General features: G+C 67.0%; 3 protein-coding genes and 1 pseudogene. 3 read left to right on the forward strand and 1 reads right to left on the reverse strand.

Going from position 1 to position 3,457, the window contains the following annotated elements:
- Positions 1–335: pseudogene (locus GXZ33_RS05210) on the forward strand (50S ribosomal protein L1); the annotation flags it as partial.
- A 136-nt stretch (positions 336–471) separates the two neighbouring features.
- Positions 472–2,382 (forward strand): heavy metal translocating P-type ATPase, encoded by a 1,911-nt coding sequence (locus GXZ33_RS05215; RefSeq protein WP_291339811.1) that lies wholly within the window; start codon positions 472–474, stop codon positions 2,380–2,382.
- A 7-nt stretch (positions 2,383–2,389) separates the two neighbouring features.
- Here the strand turns inward: GXZ33_RS05215 and GXZ33_RS05220 are convergent, their stop codons facing one another.
- The gene (locus GXZ33_RS05220) at positions 2,390–2,704 is read right to left on the reverse strand and encodes a DUF6508 domain-containing protein (protein ID WP_291339812.1); all 315 of its coding nucleotides are present in this window, start codon (positions 2,702–2,704) and stop codon (positions 2,390–2,392) included.
- A 332-nt stretch (positions 2,705–3,036) separates the two neighbouring features.
- Between GXZ33_RS05220 and rplJ the strand changes: the two genes are divergently transcribed.
- On the forward strand, positions 3,037–3,457 hold a 421-nt coding region (rplJ, locus tag GXZ33_RS05225), incomplete at its 3' end, for a 50S ribosomal protein L10 (protein ID WP_291339813.1).

Here is a 3,457-nt window from a genome sequence, read left to right on the forward strand (position 1 = left end):
GCGTCGCCCGCGTCCTGGGCCCGCGTGGTCTCATGCCGAACCCGAAGACCGGTACCGTCACCACCGACGTCGCCAAGGCTGTCGCCGACGTCAAGGGCGGCAAGATCTCCTTCCGCGTGGACAAGGCGTCCAACCTGCACGCCGCCATCGGCAAGGCATCCTTCGACGAGAAGGCACTGGCTGAGAACTACGGCGCACTGCTCGACGAGCTGCTCCGCATCAAGCCGGCCTCCGCCAAGGGCATCTACCTGAAGAAGATCACCCTGTCCTCCACCAACGGCCCGGGCGTCCCGGTGGACTCCGGTGTCCAGAAGAACTACGGCGAAGAGGCCTAAGCACCCTCCGCTTGCCGACGACACCCCCGTCGCTCCCTCCGTGGAGCAACGGGGGTGTCTCATTTCCTGAGGGAAAATCAGTGAGGGTAGCCTGTACTTGCTGTTCAGGGCCGTTTTTCTCGGTCATACTGTTGGTATGACCACCACGACCTCCCCTCCTGTCACGCCGAGCCCCTGGGCACTGTTCATCCGTTCCCGGGACGGCATCATCACGGTCGCCACCGTCGCGGCGATCCTCCTCCATCTCCTCCTCTGGTTCGGCCTCGGGCTGGACGGCTGGGCCCGCGACTGGCCGCTCGTGGCCGTCGTCGTGCTCGGTGGTCTGCCGCTGATGTGGGAGGTGCTCAAGTCCGCGATCCGGACCCGGGGTGGCGCCGACACCCTGGCGGCGGTGTCCATCATCACCGCGGTCCTGCTGGGGGAGTGGCTGGTCGCGGCGATCATCGTGCTCATGCTCTCGGGTGGTGAGGCGTTGGAGGAGGCGGCGTCGAAACGCGCGTCCGGCACCCTCGACGCCCTGGCCCGTCGCGCCCCGACGACCGCGCACCGGCTGCGGGGGCAGTCGATCCTCGACGGGCTCGAGGAGGTCGCCGTGGAGGACATCGCGGTGGGGGACCTGGTGGCGGTGCTGCCGCATGAGCTGTGCCCGGTGGACGGTGACGTGGTCGAGGGCCACGGCACGATGGACGAGTCGTACCTGACCGGTGAGCCCTATGTGGTGAGCAAGTCGAAGGGTTCGGAGGTCATGTCGGGTGCGGTCAACGGCGACACCCCGCTGACCATCGTGGCCACCCGGCCGGCGCGGGACTCGCGGTACGCGCAGATCGTGGGTGTGCTGCGGGAGGCGGAGGAGAACCGCCCCGCCATGCGGCGCATGGCCGACCGGCTGGGTGCCTGGTACACGGTCATCGCGCTCAGCCTCGGTGCGGTGGGCTGGATTGTGTCGGGTGATCCGGTGCGCTTCCTGGCGGTCGTCGTCGTGGCCACCCCGTGTCCGCTGCTCATCGGCGTGCCGGTGGCCATCATCGGGGCGATCTCGCTGGCGGCGCGACGGGGCATCATCGTGAAGAATCCGGGGATGCTGGAGAACGCCTCCAAGGTGCGCACGGTGATGTTCGACAAGACCGGAACGCTGACCTACGGGCGGCCGGTGATCACGGAGATCCACACCGGTCCCGGCTTCGAGGAGGACGAGGTGCTCGCCCTCGCCGCCTCCGTGGAGCGCTACTCGCGCCACCCGCTGGCCAACGCCATCCGCGACGGCGCGGAGGAACGCAACCTGCCCCTGCCGGACGTCACGGAGGTCTCCGAGAAGCCCGGCCAGGGTCTGACCGGCATGGTCGGTGGGCGTCACATCCGCATCACCAACCGCAAGACCGCCTACCGCATCGACCCGCCCAGCCGGGAGCACATCCCCGTCACGCCCTCCGGCATGGAGTCGATCGTGCTCGTCGACGACGCCTACGCCGCCATGATCCGCCTGCGCGACGAGCCGCGTTCCTCCGCGGCGGAGTTCATCGCCCACCTGCCGAAGCGCCATGAGGCCGACAAGCTCATGATCATCTCCGGCGACCGGGAGTCCGAGGTGCGCTACCTGGCGGACAAGGTGGGCATCGACGAGGTGCACGCCGGGGTGAGCCCGGAGGGGAAGCTGGCGATCGTCGAGAAGCACAATCAGCGGGGACCGACGATGTTCCTCGGCGACGGCATCAACGACGCGCCGGCGATGGCCGTCGCCACCGTCGGTGTGGCCATGGGCGCGGACTCCGACGTCACCTCCGAGGCCGCGGACGCCGTCATCCTCGACTCCTCGCTCGAGCGTCTCGACGACCTCCTGCACATCGGCGCCCGCATGCGCCGCATCGCGCTGCAGTCGGTCATCGGCGGCATGGCGCTGAGCATCATCGGCATGATCCTCGCCGTGTTCGGCCTGCTCACCCCGCTCATGGGCGCGATCGCCCAGGAGGTCATCGACGTGCTCGCGGTGCTCAACGCCGCGCGCGTCGCGGTGGTGCGGGGCCCGTTGAGCGACTTCGACGAGAAGTAGTGGCGGGTCAGGGCCGGGGCGTCAGCTCGAGCCACCGCTCGAACAGCCACCCGCCCTTGCCGCACGCGAACATCCGGTCCCACGTGCCGGTGCGGAAATACTCCTCCCGCGCCAGTGACGTGAGCAGCAGGAGGGTGGTCTCCCTGTCGAGGGTGGCCACCCGCTCGGGCGTGAGCTCCGCGTAGAGGTCCGCGCCGGCCCGCCAGTCGGGCCAGTCGACGGCGAGGGGTCCGTGGTCCCGGAGGAAGTCCATCGCCTCGCCCGCGGTGCTCTCCTCGTGGGTACGCAGCTTATCGACGATCGCGGCCAGTCCTTCGCGCATGGTTTCCTCCCGGACACCTGTTGTGTTGTGTATCACATTGTTGTCCAGTGTCCCACGCGATTTGGAGTTGGTCGAGGTATGGCACTAATATCATGCAACGAAGTTTGAACGGCTCCCTGTAGGGGGATCCGAGCTCAAGTTTCACCGCAGACCGTCGGTCATCCGAGAGGATCGAAGGCGTCCAGGAAACTGGACCGGCCCACGCAGGAGACACTTTCGAGCCACCACTCCTTCCACGGAGTTGATGCGCCCTGTGCTCTTGCACGGGGCTTTTTTCTTCGGAAGAGAGCCCCGGCGGATCAACCACCACGTAATTGGAAGGAGGCGAAGTAATGGCAAACGCGAAGAACACCGCCGAGCTCGCAGAGCTCAAGGCTAAGTTCGAGGAGGCATCCTCTGTCGTCCTCACCGAGTACCGCGGCCTGACCGTTGCGCAGATCACTGAGCTGCGTACCGCTCTGGGCCTCGACGTCCAGTACTCCGTCGCCAAGAACACCCTTATCAAGATCGCTGCCCAGGAACAGGGCATCGAGGGTCTTGACGAGCACCTGACCGGCCCGACCGCCGTCGCCTTCATCAAGGGCGAGGCCGTCGACGCCGCCAAGGTGATGAAGAAGTTCGCCGATGACAACAAGGCGTTCATCGTCAAGGGTGGCTACATGGACGGCAACGCTCTGTCTGCCGACCAGGTCAAGGCCATCGCCGAGCTGGACAACCGCGAGACCACTCTCGCGAAGCTGGCCGGTGCCATGA

This window comes from Corynebacterium sp., assembly GCF_012838985.1.
GTDB lineage: Bacteria > Actinomycetota > Actinomycetes > Mycobacteriales > Mycobacteriaceae > Corynebacterium.

Coding starts and splice junctions, on each gene's coding strand:
- GXZ33_RS05220 (WP_291339812.1), bottom strand. CDS start 2,704: ATGCGCGAAGGACTGGCCGCGATCGTCGATAAGCTGCGTACCCACGAG.
- GXZ33_RS05215 (WP_291339811.1), top strand. CDS start 472: ATGACCACCACGACCTCCCCTCCTGTCACGCCGAGCCCCTGGGCACTG.